The organism is Enterobacter sp. 22466, assembly GCF_052044775.1.
Lineage (GTDB): Bacteria > Pseudomonadota > Gammaproteobacteria > Enterobacterales > Enterobacteriaceae > Enterobacter > Enterobacter dissolvens.
In genome coordinates this window covers 216396-233487 of record NZ_JBQENX010000009.1, presented here as the reverse complement: position 1 = coordinate 233487, position 17092 = coordinate 216396, and the positions used below count along the sequence as shown (strand labels likewise).

The window sequence follows — 17092 nt, the reverse complement described above, 5'->3', positions numbered from 1 at the left end:
GAAGCAGAAACGAAAGGCCGGGGTTATAGCGGAAGCTAATCCTGAGTAAACAAGGTGGATCAATATTAAACCGTTGGTGGTGACGGTTAGTGGATCACTTTTTACCCGTTGTTGACACGCCGGTTTCAGACGCAGAGATACGCGTCATAGGAGCAACCATGATGCGATTGCGGAACAGAGTGCGGTTAATAAATGTGGCTTCGAATAATGATGCGTGGCGCATGGCGACTCCTCGGTAACAATTATAATAAAAATAATTATAATACCGTTATCCTGAACGTTATACTGGTAAGAAATGCATCACTGTATAACGGAAATGGATATAATGAATCTTCGGGACGTCGAACTGTTCACCATTCTTGCAGAAACCTGCAATCTTTCTCAGGCCGCACGCAGACTTGGCATGAGCGCGATGAGCGTGTCGCGACATCTCGCCCAGTTGGAAAAGGATTTAGGTGCGCGTCTGTTTCAACGCACGACACGCGCGGTGTCGCTGACAAGTGAGGGCGAAGAGTTTCTTCCCTATGCCAGAACCATGATGGAAGCAGAGCAGGGCGCGCGGATTATGTTCAGCGAGGACGCTGGCGGGGCAACAGGTCTCTTGAGGATCACGGCACCCTCCGGCATCGGTCGCCGTTACATACTTCCCCTGCTGCCTGAACTCATGGAACGGAATCCGAAGATGAAAATCGACCTCAACCTCAGCGATGACGTGGTGGATATCGTGGGTCAGGGATACGATGTGGCCATCAGGGTTGCCCCGCTCAGGGATTCGAACCTGATTGCCCACAGACTCAGCAGCAACCCCCGGGTCCTCTGTGCCTCACCTGCTTATCTGTCCCAGCACGGGATTCCCACCACTCTGGCAGAACTGACCAATCATCAGTGTTTGAGAACGGCAATGGTGTCTCAGTGGACATTTGTGAAAGATGGGAACCTACTCAGTCATTTATTTGAGCCACGGTTCATTTGTAACAATGTAGAAGGTGTCCGAAGTATGTGTAAGGCCGGAGCGGGCCTGGCACAACTAACAAAAGCAGATATTCACTCTGAACTGGCAACCGGAGAACTCGTCGAAATAACACTTAGTGATGCGGAATGCCACATGCTGGCAATATGGGCGCTGTTTCCGACAAAGCGCTACCTGCCATGCCGTGTTACTGTCTTCCTTGATGCTTTAAAGTCATCCCTGAAAAACCTGATGTTATGAACAAAAAGTTTTTCCTTTTTGCAGCAGGCGAAGGATTTGTGATGTCCGCTCCTCGCTCAAAGCGGACACCCACCGACAGCGTAGATCCTCTGAAATGGTCTCGAATAAGCAGAGTGAAAACTGTTATTTCACGGATATCACACCATCGCAGACTTCCGTAAAACAATTCAATACACCTTTTCAGTGCATAAACCGCTCCGAAAGCCGATCCCCGAACAGCATAATGGCGAGCCCGATCAGCATAACCAGCATTCCGCTTAGCTTCAGTATCGAGACTGGCCGCCTCATTGCGCCCAGCAGACCAAAATGGTCAATCACCTGCGATGAGAGTAATTGCCCGACAATCGCCAACCCGAGCAGGGCTGAAAAGCCGATCTTCGGTGCAAGCACTACGTAGCTGAAGAGGGCACATGCCCCAATCAGGCCGCCCGTCAGACTCCACAGTGGTTGAGACGGAATGGCCGCAAGTGTGGTGAATAATCCCCCGCGCAGCAGCGAGTAAATTCCAAGACTGAATGCACCGGCATCAAAAGAAAACAGCGCGGCCGTCACCGGATCACCGCCGAGTCCTCGTGCGAGCTGGCTATTCAGCGTCGTTTGCAGGGTGATCCCAAGACCGGCGGCAAACGCGATGAGGTAATAGATCATCTGTTTCATCCCTGTCAGTGTGCCTGCACCAGCGGCAGAAAGATTTCGGCAAACATGTCAGGCTCATATCCGGCGGCGGCAAACAGGTGCTCTCGCGATTCATCAACCACTGCACGCAGGCGCGCGCTGTCTACGCCCAGGACTTTGCCGCTCTGCTTGACGATACGCCCACCGATCATGACGGTATCGATATTGCTGCGCTCTGTCGCATGTACCACCGTGCCAAAGGCATTCCCGGATGGGTAGAGATTGATGTCGCTGGTGTTAATCAGGATCAGGTCGGCCTGTTTGCCAGGCGTCAGGCTGCCAATTTTGTCCTGCAACCCTGCGCAGGCTGCACCATCGACCGTCGCCGCTTTAAGGAGTTGCGCTGCCGGGAGCGTTGTCAGCGAATGAGGGGTATCGCAGCACTGCTGCTGATGCATCCCTATCACCCGTTGCAGGTAAAAGGCCACACGCATTTCCATAAACATGTCCGTACTGTAGGACGTTTCGTTATCAACGCTAAAGCCAGGGTTGATACCATGGCGCAGGGCTGACTGGATGGCAAACATCCCGTCTTCGATACCATAGTGCGCATCAGAGCGTGGGCAGACGTTCACCCGCACACCGGCTTCACGCAGGATCTTCCATCCCTCGTCAGGCAGCGCCGTGCAGTGATTAAAAATATTGTCCGGGCCAAGCAGGCCCTGTTGATGCAGCGACGCAAGCTGTGAGGCCATCTCTGCACCAAAGAATTCCGTGACGATAGGCAGTCCCAGCCTGCGGGCTTCGGCCCACAGGGCGGGCTCCAGTTGGGCCATCACACCCAGAGAAACGAGGCTGTCAGGGTTGTTCTTAAAATACTTCTCCTGCAGGCGCTGCCAGTTACCCGGCCAGTGGGCTCTGTCCCAGTCGCCTGATACTGGCGCACCGGAGGCATGGATGGCACGAATACCTGAATCAAGCAGCGCCTCAACGGCGGCGTCGGAATGCGCAGCGGTGCGGCTGTTATGCGAGTTATCAATGATTGTCGTGATGCCCGCGTCAATCGCGCCCAGGGCTGTCAACAGGTTACCTGTGTAGATATCTGAAGGGCGATAATATCTGGCAAAAGAGAAGTGTGTGGCGTTGCTGTAGTCGTCCAGACAAGTGGCATTAGGGTTGATGCGACGCAGCTGTCCTTCCCACGCGTGACGGTGAGAATCCACCATCCCCGGTATCGCAATCATGTTTGTGGCATCTATGATACGGGCGCCCTGTGCGTCCAGGTTCTTCCCGACAGCGGTAATGGTTGAATCTGTAATAAGAATGTCCCCGTGTTCAATATTCCCCACGGTCTCGTCCATGCTGAGGATTGTTGCACCACGGATCAGTGTTGCTGGCGGTGTGAACGTTGCATTACTAACAATATTTCTCATGTAATCGGTCATATTCGATATCTCTTTCCTGATAAACAGGAAAAAAGTACGTCACTCTATTAACGCGAAAAAGATGCTCAAACTGTTTTTATTATTCATAATATGCGAATAATCGGGTGAGGGAAAAAGAGTATGGATCGTCTTCAGGCAATGCAGATTTTTACGCGGGTGGCGGAAGCCGGGAGCTTTGTGCGCGCGGCAGAAACGCTTTCGCTGCCTTCCTCCACGGTAACCAGTACCATTAAAAATCTTGAGAAGTATCTGCAGGTGCGCCTGCTTAACCGCACGACCAGACGGGTGAGTCTCACCCCTGAAGGGGTGCAGTATCTTGCACAGTGCCGGGACATACTGTCATTGATTGAGCATGCGGAATCCAGCCTGACGGATTCCGTGAAACGGCCACAGGGCCGGTTGCGGGTAGATATGCCCGCCGGGATTGCCCACTTCATCGTCATGCCCAATCTGCAAGACTTTTATCGGCGCTACCCGGATATCTATCTGATGACTGGCGTAAGCGACCGGCAGGTTGACCTCGTTCAGGAGGGTGTCGATTGCGTGATCAGGACAGGGGAGTTGACCAACTCCACGCTGGTTGCGCGTCCGCTGGGCAGGTTTCGTTGGGTCACCTGTGCCTCTCCGGACTATCTCAGGGAGTATGGTGTGCCACAGTCACCAGACGAGTTATCCCGGCATCAGGCGATCCACTATTTTTCGGGTCAAACCCGGCGTGCAGACGAACTGCGTTTCCAGCAGGGTTCTGCGTTGCGGTATGTCTCTGTTAACGGTCAGACGGCCGTTAACGAAACGGGGCTCTATATCAAAATGTGCCTTGAGGGTTACGGGCTGGCGCAGCTTGCCGAGAATGTTATAGCTGAGCACCTTGCGCAGGGCACGCTGGTGGAGATCATGGCCGACTGGCAGCCACCGCCAGTCCCGGTCACGTTACTGTATCCTCACCAGCGCTTTCTTTCTCCCGCCGTACGCGCCTTTGCTGACTGGATAGATGAACTCATCTGAGAGAGTCGTGTGGTGAACGTCCTCTTTACACAATATTCTTTTTCAGAAACTCACGGATAACAGGAACGATTTCCCTGCTATGGGTTTCCAGCGCGAAGTGGCCAGTGTCATAGAAGCGAATGTCCGCATCAGGAAGGTCGCGTTTCCATGCCAGCGCGCCTGCTGGAAGGAAAAACGGATCGTTCTTACCCCAAACCGCCAGCAGAGGTGGCTGATACTCACGGAAGTATTCCTGGAACACAGGATACATGGCCACATTTGAGGCGTAATCCAGCACCAAATCGAGTTGAATATCTGCATTGCCCGGCCGCGAGATATGTAGCCCTTCCAGGGTGTACCCATCGGGTGAAACTGAACTCGTGTCGGCAACGCCTTCAAGGTATTGCCATTTAATTGAAGCTGGTGTCGGGAAGTCATGCAGGGCAAGCCGGTTCTGCTCTGTGGGTTCGTGCCAGTATCGTTGAATAGGCGCCCAGCCTTCCCCCAGACCTTCCTCATAAGCGTTACCGTTCTGGGAAATAATTGCGGTCACACGCTCCGGATGCGAGACAGCGAGACGCCAGCCTACCGGGGCACCGTAGTCGTGCACCATAAGCGCATAAGTGCTGAGCTTGAGCTGTTCGGTGAACTGCTCAATGGTTTTCGCCAGCTGATTGAAAGAATAGGAATACTCACCTCTTGCTGGTGCTTCAGTAAAACCGAACGCTGGCAGATCGGGCGCAATGACGTGGTAGCTCCCGGCAAGGGCAGGTATCAGGTCGCGGAACATGAATGATGAGGCTGCAAAGCCGTGAAGCAGCAAGATCGTCGGCGCCTCTGGATGTCCCGCCTCGCGGTAGAAAATTTTGACGTTATCCACCTGTTCGTGGCGGTAATAAACCGGACTGGCGACAGTGCCATCATACGCAGAGTCGGCAAGTGCCATGTTGGAGATTGATTTAGAAGTAGTCATGAAAACCTCGTGTAACCGTTATAATTTGATTTTGAAGGTTACATGATATTTTGGTAACCTGACAAATAAAATTTAGGGGTTACATGTAATCATGAGTTCTGAAAACACAAATTCTGCTGCCCCGTTACTGGGTGATAACCTGGCCCTCGATTTCATCAACACTGAGTATGTCGTGGATGGAAAACGTCATGACTGTTTTATCGATGATCAACGTGTTGCTGGCTGGCTGATAAGAGTCGGGTTATTGCCTGACATTAAGGATCAGCAGATCCCTGATGGACTGCTTATTGAGGCTCGTGAACTTCGCGATACTGCAAGAAATGTTGTGAACGCAGCCATGAACAGCGTTCCGGTCGATCTGGCTGTAATCAACCGGGTACTGGAAGTTGGTCACCCAATCAGTAAGCTTGAATGGGATGGCAACATGCAACAATACCGGGTTGCGGTTTATCAAAACACTGAAAGTCCATCAGGCCTGCTCTGGCCGATTGCCGATGCCCTGGTCAAACTGGTTACCAGCGATAAGTTTGAATACGTGCGTCAGTGTGAGGCTCATGACTGCATTCTGCTGTTCCACGATCTGAGTAAATCGCATCGCCGACGCTGGTGCAGCATGGCAACCTGCGGCAACCGCATGAAAGTCGCCGCATTCCGCTCCAGAAAAAAACCATCGTGAGGTAGATAACAGCGCTTATGATGCCGCAAATAAGTCTAAAGCGGTGAAACGGCATCCACGACATGCTGGAATACGTAAGGATCAGAAAGCAACTCGAACTCTTCGTCGTCCGGGTAAGTGACTGCCACGTGATAGTTTTCTCCGGCAAATGCCTTCACTGCATCCAGGTCCTGCCAGTAGGTAGCCAGAAAGAAATGCTCCCAGTTACCCTGACTTTCCCTGCGCACGAATGCGCCTTTATTTCCCGGTATGCTCCTTGAGTGCTCCACACCGGTCTTTTCCAGGTGTTTGGCAAATCCTTCTGCATGTTTAAGCGGGACACATCCGTGCCAGGTTCTTACAATCATTAGCTTTTTCTCTTTAGTGGTAAAAAGAGAACCATACCATAGTTCCTTATCCCTGGCAGGCTCCGCCCCGTCATCTAACACGGGGCGGATGTTGGCGTTCCATCCAACTAAATCAGAAACTGTACGTAACCTTCAAACTTCCCGTCGGCGAGGTTTTTCGTTGAACAATCGGGCTGTCGGCTGCATCCCCCATCAGCTGCGTAACGCCTGCGCCGGCAACCACGCTCCAGCGTTGGGTGAGCTTGTGTGTCCAGTCGAGATTCGTTGACCAGGCATAAATTCCCGCGCCAGCGTCATATCGGGTAAACCCGGATGCGGCGGACTGGGATGCATTCACCCCATAGTAAGTCTGCATGTACTTGCTGCTGCCCCAGCTACCGGTCAGCGACAGCGTCACCGTGTTGTTCGGTGAGGTGTAGAGCGGGCTGGAAACGCCGAAATGCAGCGCTTCGCCGTTGTCTCGCTCAGAAACCGGCACCTCTGCCTGTAATTGCAGATTCAGCCAGTCGGTCACTTTATACCCCAGCCCTGGCACCACCAGAGCCGAGCCTTTGATGTCGCCCATACCGCGCAAATAATCGCTGCCGCCGCTGATCGAATCGCTGTCCACATCCCGATCCTTACGGCCCGCGCGATAGCTCAGCGCCGCGCTGTAATCCAGGTTGCCGATGTTGTTGCCGTAACCGATCCCTCGCGTGGTACTGACGAAGAATCCGTTATACATGGCGTAATCCAGCACCACCGCCGTGGTGGCGCGGTTTTTATCCGAACCCGAATAGCGGGGCGCAACATCCACGCCTCCGCCTAAGGTCAGCACGTTGCCCTGTTGTTCTGCGGCCAGTACCGGGGTGGCCAGTAACACCAGCAGCGCGCCTGGCACGATTTTCTTCAGACTGAGCCCCGGGAGCGAAAGGGGGAACGAGTGACGCAGTTCGATATGTCTCATTAAAGAAGTCCTTTTGGATTCAAATGATTACGTTACAAGCGGTGTTAATCGCCAGAGCGCCCAGTTTGAATGTCCACCCTAAGGTTCTTATGAGCTCAAAATGAAGAAAGACTGAAGCAGATGCTGATGCTGCAAAACTGTTAAATTAACTGTTACCGTCTCTTTCTTAAGACGTTCTTCATTCACGGTTGATAAAGTTGTCCTTGTGAAAATATTACTTATTGAAGACGACCTGGATCTCGGCAATGGCGTGCGTATAGCCCTTGCAGATCAAGGATTAGATGTCATATGGGTTCGCCGCAAAGAGGATGCGCTGCATCAACTTACTGTCTGCGCGCCTGAACTTATTCTGCTCGACCTGGGGCTGCCCGACGGCGATGGCATGAGCCTGATGGCGTACGTGCGTCAGCAGCTAAAAGGCATCCCCGTTATTATCCTGACGGCGCGAGGCACGCTGCAGGATCGCCTGAGCGGGCTGGATGCCGGTGCCGATGACTATCTGATTAAACCGTTTGTGCTCGCCGAGCTGCTGGCCCGGGTGAGGGCGCTTGCGCGCCGCAGCTATGGTTATCAGAACGAGGCGGTAGAAATCAGAGGATTATCCCTGCATGTGCCGACGCGTCGCGTCACGGTGAGTTCCCGCCATATTGAGCTGACAGCCAGCGAATACGCGCTGCTTGAAACCCTGATGTTGCGTGCTGACCGCGTGGTGACGCGCCGTTTTCTGGAAGAAAGGATCTTCGGTGCGAAAGAAAACATGAGTAATGCGCTTGATGTGCATATGGGGAACTTGCGGTGAAAAATTGGCGACGGCTATGTACGAACGGTGCGGGGCGTTGGGTATGTCATTGATACCGTCGCGATTCAGAAGGAAGCACACTGATGCGAAACCTGTGGCGTTTCCTGCGGGTGCCCACGCTGGTGCGGCGAATCATGGTCGCTCAGATGCTTCTGCTGACACTGCTGTGGTGTCTTTTTTTAACCTGGATGCTGTGGGATGACTTGCGTAGCCCCCCGATCCTGACCGGCGATAAGACATATAAAACCATATTTACCCTTGTTGAACACATGGAAGGGCATACGCAGGAGCGAAGCGAAGTGCTGGAGCAGTTCAGCCAGGCGTTGCGGGAAGATTACGGCGGAGGGGACGATGCGGGACTCTCCATCACCATGATTATTCGCAAACATAACGCAATACTGTATGCCTCTGCTGGCGCACCGATGGGCGTAAAAAATACCCGGTTGGGCAAGATAGAGCGAATTCACAGCGACGGGCGTAGCTGGACCAGCCGCACGCTAAAATCCGCGAATTCCGACGTGGAGGTGACGCTGGTGACGCCTGCTGCGGGGTGGAATTTCTTTATCTACCTCAACTCGCGCGGCTACTACATCATGCCGCTGCTGGTGTGTATTCCTTTTCTGCTGTTTCCCGCGTGGCTGTCAATCCGCATTGCTATGCGCCCCTGGAACCGGGTTGTCAATGAAATTGCCGCACGCGCCCCAGAAGATCTCTCTCCGTTAAACGCCGTGCCAACGCACAGGGAGCTTAGTCAGATGGTGAACGCGATTAACCAGTTCCTTGCCAGGGTGCGAGAAAGCACGGAAAGGGAGCGGGTTTTTATTGCCGATGCCGCTCACGAGCTGCGCACGCCGCTGGCGGCGATGCGAATCAATGTGGAGGCGTTGCAGGCCTACGTCAGCAGTGATAACCAACAGGCACTGCTTGCAGGGATTATTCGCAGCAATAGCCGGGCGGCGCGTCTGGTTAATCAGCTTTTGCTGATGATGCACAGCGAAGCGAGCGTCGACACGGCGATGGAGTCGGTGCCGCTTACGACGCTCATCCAGGAGCGCATGGCGGTGCTGGCACCGCTCGCCGCGGAACGGAATATTGAGCTTGAATTCTACGCTCTGGAAGAAAACTGGGTGAGCGGTGTCAGGGAGCGTCTGATGTCGCTTATCGATAATGTCATTGAAAATGCCATCAAATACAGCCCGGAAGGTGGGCGTGTGGAGGTCGATCTCTTTTCGGCGGAGACGTCCACGCAATTCAGCGTCTCCGATGCCGGGCCGGGTATTCCGGTTGCGTTGAGGGAACGGGTGTTTGACCGGTTTTTCCGCGATCCGAATCAGGTGCAGAGCGGGAGCGGGCTGGGGCTGGCCATCGTTAAAGCGGTAGCGCAGCAGCACCACAGCAGCGTGAGCCTGAGTACCGCTGCTGACGGTGGGCTCAGGGTGACGGTAGATTTCCCCAACCCGGCGTTCGCCTGAAGAAAACGCGAGGGTGATCCCATTTCGTGTGCGATGGAAACTCTTTTTTACGGGGCGGGTCAAAGTAGATAGCTTCAAAATAATTACGGTATTTGTTATATTGTTGCTTATTGATTATTCACCTCTGCGGTGCCAAAAAGAATAAGATTCACCGCAACCCAGGATACGTAAATGTTAGATTACCGCTTCCCGACAGCTTTGCAGATGGTTCTCAGCGTAGCGATGGCGGAGCAATTGGGTGAACGTTCGACGAGTGCGATTCTGGCCTACGGCCTGGAAGCGAATCCGAGCTTCATCCGCAAACTGATGGTTCCTCTCACGCGTGACGGTATTATCGTCTCCACGCTTGGTCGCAACGGCTCGATTCATCTTGGCCGCCCGCCGGAACAGATCACCCTGCGTGATATCTACCTTTCTGTCATAGAAGACAAAAAGCTGTGGGCGTCGCGCCCCGACGTACCGGCGCGCTGCGTGGTGAGCGCGAATACGTGCTGGTACTTTAAATCCATCGCTGAAGAGGCCGAGCAGGCGTCACTCGCGGTCTTAGCCGGTCATACCGTTGCAAGCGCGCTGGAAGAGCTCAAGAAAGCCGATACCAGCGGGTGCGATCCGGTGCCAGAACTGATTGCCCAGTACAAGAAAGCCCATTAACGGCTACATAAAAAAACCGCCTTCATCGTGAAGGCGGTTTTTTGTTATCTGCAGCGCATTACGCGGGCAAGACCTCTCTTTCCACTTTGCCGCGTGTGACAAATTTACGCAGCGTCACGTAAAACACCGGCGTCAGGAACAGGCCAAACAGCGTTACGCCCAGCATACCGGAGAATACCGTGATCCCGGTGACGCCGCGCACTTCTGCACCCGCACCGTGGCCGAGGATGAGCGGGATGGTCCCGGCGATAAAGGCGATGGAGGTCATCACAATCGGGCGTAAACGCAGGCGGCACGCTTCAAGCGCCGCTTCCATAATACCCTTGCCCTGGATTTCCAGCTCGCGGGCAAACTCCACGATAAGAATCGCGTTTTTACACGCCAGCCCCATCAATACCACCAGACCCACCTGCACGAACACGTTGTTATCACCGCCGGTCAGCCAGACGCCAAACAGGGCGGAGAGCATCGTCATCGGCACGATAAGGATCACCGCCAGCGGCAGCGTCCAGCTTTCATACAGTGCCGCCAGGACCAGGAACGCCAGCAGAACCGCGACCGGGAAGACGATTAACGCCGTGTTCCCCTGAGTGGCCTGCTGGAAGCTCAGATCCGTCCACTCGATATTCATCCCGTTCGGCAGGATCTGCTTAGACATCCCCTCCAGCTGCGTCATTGCCTGGGTAGAGGAGAGGACGCGCGGATCGGCATCGCCAATCAGGTCCGCCGCCGGATAGCCGTTGTAGCGGATCACCGGATCGGGCCCGTAAGTGGTACTGATATTGACCATACTGCCAATCGGCACCATCTCGCCCTGGTTATTACGGGTGCGCAGATTCGCAATATCTTCCACGCTGTCGCGATACGGTCCGTCGGCCTGCGCCATCACGCGCCAGGTGCGGCCGAACTGGTTAAAGTCATTCACATAGGACGATCCCAGATAGGTCTGCAGCGTCCCGAACAGATCGGTCAGCGACACGCCCTGGGCTTTGGCCTTATCCCTGTCGACCTGCACATCCAGCTGCGGAACGTTCGCCTGGTAGGTGGAAATAGGGAAGTGCATACCCGGCGTCTGCATAATTGCACCCGACATGGTGTTCACCGCGTTTTGCAACGCACCGTAGCCCAGACCCGCGCGATCCTGGATGTATAGCGAGTAACCCGATCCCTGACCTAGCCCCAGAATAGGCGGCGGCAGAATGGAGAAGCCAAAGCCCTGCTGGATTTGCGCGATTTTGGCGTTGATCTCGGCGTTAATTTCCGCCGCCGTGTGTTTACGCTGGTCAAACGGTTTCAGGCCAAAGAAGACCGTCCCGGTATTCGGCGTATTGGTGAACTGCAGCGCATTCAGCCCCGGGAAGGCGACCGCATAATCCACGCCCTCGGTGTTCATACCGATTTCGCTCATTTTGCGGATCACCGCATCGGTGCGAGCCAGTGAGGAGCCTTCCGGCATTTTCACGCCGCCAATCAAATACAGCTTATCCTGGGTAGGAATAAACCCGCCCGGCACGGCTTTAAACATCACGCCGGCGGCACAGAGCAGCAGAACATAGACCACAAACACCGCACCGCGTCGTCCGAGCGTTTTGCCCACCAGCCCCTGATAACCGTTCGAGCTACGGTGGAAGAAGCGGTTGAACGGACGGAAAATCCAGCCGAACAGGCGATCGATAAGCCGGGTAGGGAGGTCCTTCGGCGCGCCGTGCGGTTTCAGGAGCAGCGCCGCCAGCGCCGGCGAAAGCGTCAGCGAGTTAATGGCGGAGATCACCGTTGATATCGCAATCGTCACCGCAAACTGTTTGTAGAACTGACCGGTAACCCCCGAGAGAAACGCCATCGGCACGAACACCGCACACAGCACCAGCGCAATCGCGATAATTGGCCCGGAGACCTCACGCATCGCCTGATGTGCCGCCGCCAGCGGAGCCAGTCCCTCCTCGATATTTCGCTCGACGTTTTCCACCACCACAATGGCGTCGTCCACGACGATACCGATTGCCAGTACCAGCCCGAACAAACTCAGTGTGTTGAGGGAAAAGCCCAGCAGATAGAGGATGCTGAACGTGCCCACCACCGAGACCGGCACCGCGATCAGCGGAATGATCGACGCACGCCAGGTTTGCAGGAACAGAATGACCACCAGCACAACCAGCACCACCGCTTCCAGCAGTGTCTGCACGACCGCGCGAATGGAGTCACGCACGAACACTGTCGGATCGTAAGGCGCCGCCCATTTCATGTCTTCCGGGAAACGGGTGGACAGTTCCGCCATTTTAGCGCGCACCGCGTTCGACAGATCGATGGCGTTGGCCCCCGGCGACTGGAAGATACCAATCCCGACCGCGTCTTTATTGTTGAGCTGGGAACGCAGCGCATAGCTGCCGGAGCCCATTTCAATACGCGCCACATCGCGCAGGCGCACCAGCGAGCCGTCCTGCGCCGTTTTCAGGATAATATTGCCAAACTCTTCTTCGGTATGCAGACGACCCTGCGCGTTAATGGAGATCAGGAAATCACTCTCTTTCGGCAGCGGCTCGGCGCCCAACTGTCCGGCGGACACCTGCACGTTTTGCTCCTGCATCGCCGTCACCACGTCCGAGGCGGTCAGGCCGCGCGCTGCCACCTTATTTGGATCCAGCCAGACGCGCATCGCGTATTCGCCCGAGCCAAAAATCTGGATTTGGCCGACGCCGGGCAGACGCGCCAGTTCATCCTTCACTTTCAGCGTGGCGTAGTTACGCATATAGAGTGAATCGTACTTACCGCCGGGCGAAAACAGATGCACCACCAGCGTCAGCGTCGGCGACTGCTTCTGGGTGGTGATACCCAGACGGCGCACGTCTTCCGGCAGACGCGCTTCGGCCTGTGACACGCGGTTTTGCACCTGAACCTGGGCCTGATCCGGGTCGGTTCCTGGGCGGAACGTGACGGTGGTCACCAGCACGCCGTCGGAGCCGGCGACGGACTTCATGTACATCATGTTTTCAACGCCGTTGATTGCTTCTTCCAGCGGCGTCGCCACGGTCTCTGCAATCACTTTCGGGTTGGCGCCGGGATACTCCGCACGCACCTGCACGCTTGGCGGCACGACGTCAGGATATTCGCTCACCGGTAACAGCGGGATGGCGATCAATCCTGTGATAAAAATCAGTATCGACAGGACCGCGGCGAAGATCGGCCTGTCGATAAAAAAGCGGGAAAAGTCCATGGGTCGGATTCTCAGATAAGGGATCAGTTAAGGGCGGCGCGGGTGGTCATGGCAACGGTTTTCGCGTTAACCGGCATGCCCGGCATAAACACTTTTTGTAAACCGTCGACGATGACTTTATCGCCAGGCTTCAGCCCCTGCTGGACGATACGTAAACCGTCGGCCAGACGCCCTGGGGTAATATCACGACGCTGCGCTTTGCTCTCTTTATCAACGACATAAACATACTTGCGATCCTGATCGGTCAGCACCGCTTTGTCGTCGATAAGCGTGGCCTGGAACTCCGCGCTGCCCGGCAGGCGGACGCGGGCAAACAGCCCCGGCGTGAACTGACGCTGTGAATTATCCAGCAGCGCGCGCATGCGAATGGTGCCGGTACTTGGCGTTAACTGATTATCAAGAAAATCAACTTTGCCCTGATGGGGATAGCCATCCTCGCCAACCAGCCCAATCTCAACCGGCAGCGCCAGGTGATCGCTGGCCGCACCTTGCCCGCTGAGGGCGAGTTTTTGATAGTGAAGGTAGGTTGACTCATCCACGTCAAAGTACACGTAGACCGTCTTCTGCGAGACCAGGGTGGTGAGCACGCTGGCGCTGTCACCGGCGGTAACGAGGTTCCCGCTGGTGATCAACGCCCGGCTGGCGCGCCCGTCAATAGGGGCGGTCACTTTAGTGAAATCCAGGTTCAGCTGCGCGGCATCCACCGCCGCCTGTGCGGCGCGAATGTCGGCCTGGGCCTGGACGGCAGCAGCGCGGCGCTGCTCCCACTCTTCACGGGAGACCAGATGGGTATTGACCAGTTTATCGGTACGGTTTGCCTCGCTTTGCGCCAGGCTGGCCTGCGTTTTGGCTCTTGCCAGCGCTGCCTGCGCCTGTTCCAGCGTGGCGCGATAGGTTCTGTCATCGATCGTGAACAATACCTGACCTTTTTTGACCTCCTGACCGTCGGTGTAATTCACTTTATCAATGTAGCCGGAGACGCGAGGGCGGAGCTGTACGCTTTCCACCGCTTCAATCCGACCATTAAAGCTATCCCACTGGCTAATGGATTTGACGACCACGTCAGCGGCGCTGACGGTGGGCGCTTGTGGCGCGGCATTTTGCGCGACACCCTCGTCACACCCGACGAGCAGGGCGGAGAGTAACACCGCGCCCAACGCGTTCAGATGAAAATTACCCCAGGTTTTTTGCAGGCTCATTATTTTTATTCCGGTAGTTGTAGCCGCCGGACAAGACGCAACGGGGGACGCCGCGCCACTTCCTTTGTCCGGGCTGGCTTAAGGCCATTTGTGTCGTTCATCGCCACAAAACTGTAACAATTGTGAATACACTATCGCGGCGATTGTAGGTAGGCGCTAAATTTAGTGCAAGAATAATTGTTGCACTTTATGTGCTATTTGAGGGCGGGGAAAAAGGCGCGTTTCCGGCAGGGATTTAAATGCAACAATAAAACTTGCATTTAACATCAAAACGGGCCATCTTTAAATGCAACAAACAAAGGTGCTTTTTACTACGTGGCGTGTGGGGGAGAAGATGGACACTGGCGCATTTATTCACGATCTGCTCGACTGGATCGACAACAACCTGGATAGTCGTCTGGACATTGAGACCGTATCAAAGCGTGCAGGCTATTCAAAATGGCATCTTCAGCGGATCTTCAAAGAACACACGGGTTACCCTATTGCCGAGTATATCCGTGCGCAGAAACTTCAAAAATCGATGGAGCGGTTAACCCATAGCGATGAGCCGATCCTGAACGTGGCGATCGCGTTGGGCTTTGACTCCCAGCAGTCTTTCAACCGCAGCTTTAAGCGTCAGTATGGTCAGGCTCCGGGTGCATGGCGTCGCAGCATTGTCAGCCCGAAATCGCAACATTTAGGCCAGACATCACCCTGGCCAGGGCGGGAACCGTTTCGCTCCCGCCTGAGGGGATAAGGCGCGGGGTTAACTGTTTATAAAGGCGAGAAGATCGGCATTGACCTGATCGGCATGTGTCGTTGGGATACCGTGAGGCGCGCCTTTATAGGTATGCAGGGTTCCGTTTTGGACCAGCTTGACTGACATCGCGCCGGAATCCGCATACGGCACCACCTGATCGTCATCCCCGTGGATGACCAGAACAGGGATGGATATTCCTTTGAGATCTTCCGTGAAGTCCGTCTGCGAGAAGGCCACAATCCCATCGTAATGCGCCTTGGCGCTTCCCATCATCCCCTGACGGTACCAGTTATAGATGACCGCTTCGGAAGGCTTCGCCCCCTGACGATTAAATCCATAGAACGGTCCCGCAGGCACGTCATAATAGAACTGAGGGCGATTCGCCGCCAGCTGGGCCTGAAAATCATCAAACACTGACTTTGGCGTACCCTGAGGATTACTCTCCGTCTTCACCATTAAAGGCGGTACGGCACTGATCAGCACGGCTTTGGAAACCTTGTCTTCACCGTGCCGGGCGATATAACGCACCACCTCACCGCCGCCGGTTGAATGCCCGACATGCATCGCATCCTTTACGCCAAGATGTTCCACGACGGCGGCCACATCGTCAGCGTAGTGATCCATATCATGGCCGTCCCACACCTGATCTGAACGACCATGACCGCGACGGTCATGGGCCACAACGCGGAATCCCTTATTGACGAAGAACAGCATCTGGGCGTCCCAGTCATCACTGCTTAGCGGCCAGCCGTGATGGAAAAAGATCACCTTTCCGTCTTTTGGACCCCAGTCCTTGTAGTAGATATTGACGCCATCGCGAGTTGTTACATAACCCATGTTTTTTCTCCACTCAGGTAGACAGATTGCATGACAGGCAGAAATGAAATGCGGTATACGGCCTGACTCCGCCGTGAACTAAGAAGTGTAGTTCATACGCTGGCCGTCTGGGTTAAGGCTAAAGCGATGTACGGATGATGCGGTGGGTGGGGGTCAGGCGCCTGTGCCAGAACAGGCGCCCGGGTCAGCCTTATTTTGTGGTGTAACCCCCGTTAACCAGAATCGTCTGGCCTGTCATCCACCATCCTTCGCTCACCAGAAAGCGAACCCATGGCACGATATCGTCAATATCAGTCAGGCCGGTTTTGCTGAAGGGGGAGAGCGCTGCGGCGGTTTTGTGATACGCCACTGCATCTTCACCCTCGGCAGGATAAAAGAAGGGGGTATCCATCGGGCCCGGCCCGATTGCAGTCACGGAGATCCCTCTTTCGCCAAGTTCCTTGGACGCAGCGCGGGTGAAATGTTCCACGGGCGCCTTCATGCCAGCATAGGCGGCGTAAAACGGCGTGTAGGCGCCCAGCAGGGAGGTGACCAGGGTGCAAATCTTGCCGTTATCGTTAACGTGCCTGCCGGCTTCTTTCAGGAAGAAAAATGCCGCTTTCGCATTCACGTTGCTCATTTCATCAAACTCTTCCTCAGTGACCTCGGCCATGGGTTTTTTCAGTACCTTGCCGACGGTATTAATGGCGATATCTGGCCTCCCGACAGCGGCCACCACATCGCTGAAGAGTTTTTCCATCGCGGCGGCTGAGGTCAGATCAGCCTGAAAGGCATGCGCTTGTGCGCCCGCCGCCCGGATGGCCTGTACGGTCGCCTCAGCGTCCTGTTGCGTGGCGGCACTGTTGTAATGAATGGCGATGGCCCGCGCGCCATGCCGGGCGAAATCCCGGGCAATCAATCCCCCCAGATTCTTCGCACCGCCGGCAATCAGCACAGTTTTACCGGTCAGAGTATGGTCGGTCATAAGAAGGCTCCTTATCATGGATTA

At 55.0% G+C, this 17092-nt stretch carries 16 protein-coding genes and 1 pseudogene; 7 read left to right on the top strand and 10 right to left on the bottom strand.

All coding sequences use genetic code 11. The features are described from left to right. Positions 1–94 precede the first annotated feature (94 nt). Positions 95–223, bottom strand: a complete 129-nt coding sequence (locus ACTJJI_RS21375; protein WP_440655505.1) for a hypothetical protein — start codon at positions 221–223, stop codon at positions 95–97. 102 nt (positions 224–325) lie between these two features. Here ACTJJI_RS21375 and ACTJJI_RS21370 point away from each other — a divergent pair, with 102 nt between their 5' ends. Further along, positions 326–1210: a LysR family transcriptional regulator gene (locus tag ACTJJI_RS21370; protein WP_440655504.1), complete on the top strand. Its 885-nt coding sequence runs from the start codon at positions 326–328 to the stop codon at positions 1208–1210. A gap of 180 nt (positions 1211–1390) precedes the next feature. Here the strand turns inward: ACTJJI_RS21370 and ACTJJI_RS21365 are convergent, their stop codons facing one another. After that, entirely contained in the window at positions 1391–1858 is a 468-nt protein-coding gene (locus ACTJJI_RS21365; RefSeq protein WP_440655508.1) for a DMT family transporter, read from the bottom strand. A gap of 14 nt (positions 1859–1872) precedes the next feature. After that, positions 1873–3270, bottom strand: coding sequence for an amidohydrolase family protein (locus tag ACTJJI_RS21360; protein WP_440655503.1), 1398 nt, complete (start codon positions 3268–3270; stop codon positions 1873–1875). A gap of 120 nt (positions 3271–3390) precedes the next feature. On the opposite strand from ACTJJI_RS21360, the gene ACTJJI_RS21355 reads away from it, so the two are divergent. Further along, positions 3391–4275 carry a LysR substrate-binding domain-containing protein gene (locus ACTJJI_RS21355; protein WP_440655502.1) on the top strand — a complete coding sequence of 295 codons (885 nt, stop codon included), beginning with the start codon at positions 3391–3393 and terminating at the stop codon, positions 4273–4275. Positions 4276–4300: 25 nt separating this feature from the next. On the opposite strand, the gene ACTJJI_RS21350 is transcribed toward ACTJJI_RS21355, so the two are convergent. Beyond that, entirely contained in the window at positions 4301–5227 is a 927-nt protein-coding gene (locus ACTJJI_RS21350) for an alpha/beta fold hydrolase (RefSeq protein WP_440655501.1), read from the bottom strand. A 91-nt stretch (positions 5228–5318) separates the two neighbouring features. Between ACTJJI_RS21350 and ACTJJI_RS21345 the strand changes: the two genes are divergently transcribed. Beyond that, positions 5319–5903 carry a CGNR zinc finger domain-containing protein gene (locus ACTJJI_RS21345; RefSeq protein WP_440655500.1) on the top strand — a complete coding sequence of 195 codons (585 nt, stop codon included), beginning with the start codon at positions 5319–5321 and terminating at the stop codon, positions 5901–5903. Between the two features lie 35 nt (positions 5904–5938). Here ACTJJI_RS21345 and ACTJJI_RS21340 read toward each other — a convergent pair whose 3' ends face one another. Together ACTJJI_RS21340 and ACTJJI_RS21335 are read right to left on the bottom strand one after the other, a co-directional pair. Next, positions 5939–6250, bottom strand: coding sequence for a hypothetical protein (locus ACTJJI_RS21340; RefSeq protein ID WP_063424736.1), 312 nt, complete (start codon positions 6248–6250; stop codon positions 5939–5941). A 112-nt stretch (positions 6251–6362) separates the two neighbouring features. Then, on the bottom strand, positions 6363–7196 hold the full coding sequence (locus ACTJJI_RS21335; RefSeq protein WP_063411792.1) for a MipA/OmpV family protein: 834 nt from the start codon (positions 7194–7196) through the stop codon (positions 6363–6365). A gap of 205 nt (positions 7197–7401) precedes the next feature. Here ACTJJI_RS21335 and ACTJJI_RS21330 point away from each other — a divergent pair. From ACTJJI_RS21330 to ACTJJI_RS21320, 3 genes and pseudogenes are all read left to right on the top strand, one after another. Continuing rightward, a pseudogene (locus tag ACTJJI_RS21330) lies at positions 7402–8079 on the top strand (response regulator). Then, complete coding sequence (locus tag ACTJJI_RS21325; RefSeq protein WP_440655499.1) at positions 8079–9467, top strand: sensor histidine kinase; 1389 nt, start codon at positions 8079–8081, stop codon at positions 9465–9467. The pseudogene ACTJJI_RS21330 and the gene ACTJJI_RS21325 overlap by 1 nt, the downstream one beginning before the upstream one ends. A gap of 171 nt (positions 9468–9638) precedes the next feature. Next, entirely contained in the window at positions 9639–10118 is a 480-nt protein-coding gene (locus ACTJJI_RS21320) for an RrF2 family transcriptional regulator (RefSeq protein ID WP_013096741.1), read from the top strand. A gap of 58 nt (positions 10119–10176) precedes the next feature. On the opposite strand, the gene oqxB is transcribed toward ACTJJI_RS21320, so the two are convergent. Further along, on the bottom strand, positions 10177–13329 hold the full coding sequence (gene oqxB / locus ACTJJI_RS21315) for a multidrug efflux RND transporter permease subunit OqxB (protein WP_047362023.1): 3153 nt from the start codon (positions 13327–13329) through the stop codon (positions 10177–10179). Positions 13330–13352: 23 nt separating this feature from the next. Beyond that, complete coding sequence (locus tag ACTJJI_RS21310; protein WP_046887536.1) at positions 13353–14528, bottom strand: efflux RND transporter periplasmic adaptor subunit; 1176 nt, start codon at positions 14526–14528, stop codon at positions 13353–13355. A 334-nt stretch (positions 14529–14862) separates the two neighbouring features. Here ACTJJI_RS21310 and ACTJJI_RS21305 point away from each other — a divergent pair, with 334 nt between their 5' ends. Then, the gene (locus tag ACTJJI_RS21305) at positions 14863–15264 is read left to right on the top strand and encodes a helix-turn-helix domain-containing protein (RefSeq protein WP_046887535.1); all 402 of its coding nucleotides are present in this window, start codon (positions 14863–14865) and stop codon (positions 15262–15264) included. A gap of 9 nt (positions 15265–15273) precedes the next feature. Here the strand turns inward: ACTJJI_RS21305 and ACTJJI_RS21300 are convergent, their stop codons facing one another. Then, entirely contained in the window at positions 15274–16104 is an 831-nt protein-coding gene (locus ACTJJI_RS21300; RefSeq protein WP_050859470.1) for an alpha/beta fold hydrolase, read from the bottom strand. Between the two features lie 190 nt (positions 16105–16294). Beyond that, positions 16295–17068, bottom strand: coding sequence for an SDR family oxidoreductase (locus ACTJJI_RS21295; protein WP_050859471.1), 774 nt, complete (start codon positions 17066–17068; stop codon positions 16295–16297). Between the last annotated feature and the right edge of the window lie 24 nt (positions 17069–17092).